This window comes from Ensifer sp., assembly GCF_035999135.1.
Taxonomy (GTDB): Bacteria; Pseudomonadota; Alphaproteobacteria; order Rhizobiales; family Rhizobiaceae; genus Ensifer.
Genome location: NZ_DASYGZ010000201.1, coordinates 1 through 2,367 on the forward strand (window position 1 = coordinate 1; position 2,367 = coordinate 2,367).

The following is a 2,367-nucleotide window of genomic DNA, read 5'->3' on the forward strand; positions in this document are numbered from 1 at the left end:
GTCATCCCTATTCGGTCTTGCTCCCGGTGGGGTTTGCCGTGCCGTCCATGTCGCCATGTCCGCGGTGGGCTCTTACCCCACCCTTTCACCCTTACTCCGCAAGCGGAGCGGTTTGCTTTCTGTGGCACTTTCCCTGAGGTCGCCCTCGCCGGACGTTATCCGGCACCGTGTTTCCGTGGAGCCCGGACTTTCCTCCCCCCGCGGCCTTTCGGCACTTGCGGAGAGCGGCTGCCCGGCCAACTGGCAGGCGCTCCTTAACGCAAGCCCCCGCCCGGCGCCAGAAAAAACGGCATGGCTTTTCAACTGCCAACAGCGGAGCGCTGTTTCGGTCGGCACACCCCTAGCGAAAGGAGACGGAGAAATCCGCGTCGTATTCCGGCTCGTCGATGCGGCCGTTGAGAACGAGCACCGCGCCAAGCCGGCCGATCTCGTCGGAGCTCTTGGCCGCCTGCCCGTTGCCGCCGGTCAGAACGGCGATGCGTTCGCAGCCGGCAAAGCCGATATAGGGCAGCCCATGCCGGGTAAACGAGGTCACGCAAGGCGAAAACCGCGTCGAGGCGGGCTTCAGACCCGGCATGACGCCGAGGAGAAGTTCATGCAGATGCCGTGCCGCAACGGCGCCGCCCGGCCCGCGGAACCATTGGCGCACGTCCTCTTCCTTGTCGAGGACCCTGTCGGTCGGGTCTCCGCCGATCTTGATGTAGGATCTGCCGTCGGCGTAGGCGACCGGCGGCAGGAGGTAGTAGCTCTTCTCCTGCTCGGGTGCAGCGCCGATCAGCGAGGGCATGCCCTCAAATTCAGGCAGGTCAGCTTCCGCCACCTCGGCGAAGAACACGGTCCGCGCCTTGACGGCAAGATCGATCGGGCGCGGCAGCAGGGTCGCCGACAACGAGAAGCCCCCCGCCGACACGATCACCCTGGCCGCCTCGAGGCGAACACCCCCGAGCGTCGTCACGATCACGCGGTCATCGCCCTCGGAAACGGCGCGAACCTCCTCGCGGATGATTGTCGCACCGGCTTTTTCGGCGCAGATGACCTGGGCCGCAACCAGCGCCCGCGGGTTGACGTACCCGGCACCGGAACGCTCGTGGATACCGGCTGAGCCCTTGGGAAAGCGGAACCAGGGGAAATGCCCGAGCAGCGCATCGCCGTCGTAGAGCGGGGCCTCGACGCCAAGCGCGTCGCGCGCCTTCTCGACCTTTTCGATGTAGTCGTACGCCGCCCCCGGCGCCGGTCCGGCGATCAGGCACCCGACCTCGTGATAGAAGGTAACACCGCTCTCGCGTTCGATCTCGCCGTAGCGTTCGATCGAGCGCCGGGCAAGCCGCGCCCAGACGGGATCGTCGTCGATTGTCCGAGTGATGCGGGCATTGTCGTAGTGGCTGGAAAAGACACCGGGATGGTCCGCCCAGTGGGTGGGCTCGTCAGGACCGACGAGCGCAACGCTTGCGCCTGAAAGTGCCAGGTGGCGGGCGGCCGCAGCCCCCATCATCCCCTTGCCGACGACTATGAAATCAAAGCTCCTGGACATGCCGTTCCCCGTCCTCATTCTTGAAAGGTGGGATAGCATATGCACGCCCAGATGGCACAGAGGTTGTACGGCATTTTTGCAGCGCGTCTCCCTTGCCCTCGCCGATGGGAGAACAAGGCCGGCAGCCGGTCAAGGAGCGGTGGCGGCTGGAGCACGATCAGGACGCGGCGCTGCGTTTTGCGCCGGAACGCGAGACCTGTCCGGCCGCATCATCCGCCATCGCCAAGGGAGGGTGGCGAATGATGCACTCTTGCTGCGTCGGCGCGTGCCGACGCGGATCTGCTGATCAGTCGATGATATCCTGGACCTTGCCGCAATAGCGCTTGGAGACCGGGTTCATGCGCTTGGCACCGTGGCCGGCATTGTATTTCAGGATGGTGCCGCAGGTCGTGCCGCCGGAAAGCTCATGCGCCATGGCGAGGTACTTCATGCCGAACTTGATGTTGGTTTCCGGGTCGTAGAGGCCCTTGGAGGAACCGGAGTACCCCATCATGCGCGCCGTGGCGGGCTTGATCTGCATCAGGCCGATTTCGCCGGCGCTGCCGCGGGCCTTGGGGTTGAAATTGCTCTCGACCTTGACGACCGCGTGCGCCAGGTCGACCGGAACGCCGTACTGCTTGGCGTAGCTCTTGATCAGCGATGCATACTGGGCGTTCTGCGGAAGGTCCGGTTTCGGGAAGCCTGTGGTCCGGGTGACGGACGGGATGGATGAGGTCTTGATGGTCCTGTCGACATTCCCCGCATACGACGTACCCATCCCGGCGAAGAACATGCCAAGGCATGCCGCCACCGCAGCAACAGACGAAATTCTCATGTAGTTTGAATTCTCCGGTCTG

At 64.4% G+C, this 2,367-nt stretch carries 2 protein-coding genes and 1 other RNA gene; all 3 read right to left on the reverse strand.

Features of this window, described 5'->3' with window-relative positions:
- An RNA gene (rnpB, locus tag VGO12_RS26570) (RNase P RNA component class A) lies at positions 1 to 244 on the reverse strand; the annotation flags it as partial.
- A 96-nt stretch (positions 245 to 340) separates the two neighbouring features.
- The gene (locus tag VGO12_RS26575) at positions 341 to 1,531 is read right to left on the reverse strand and encodes an NAD(P)/FAD-dependent oxidoreductase (protein ID WP_327515720.1); all 1,191 of its coding nucleotides are present in this window, start codon (positions 1,529 to 1,531) and stop codon (positions 341 to 343) included.
- 286 nt (positions 1,532 to 1,817) lie between these two features.
- On the reverse strand, positions 1,818 to 2,345 hold the full coding sequence (locus VGO12_RS26580) for a lytic transglycosylase domain-containing protein (protein WP_327515721.1): 528 nt from the start codon (positions 2,343 to 2,345) through the stop codon (positions 1,818 to 1,820).
- Between the last annotated feature and the right edge of the window lie 22 nt (positions 2,346 to 2,367).

Excerpts from the sequence above, each read along its gene's own strand:
- VGO12_RS26575 (WP_327515720.1), bottom strand. The coding sequence starts at position 1,531 with ATGTCCAGGAGCTTTGATTTCATAGTCGTCGGCAAGGGGATGATGGGG.
- VGO12_RS26580 (WP_327515721.1), bottom strand. The coding sequence starts at position 2,345 with ATGAGAATTTCGTCTGTTGCTGCGGTGGCGGCATGCCTTGGCATGTTC.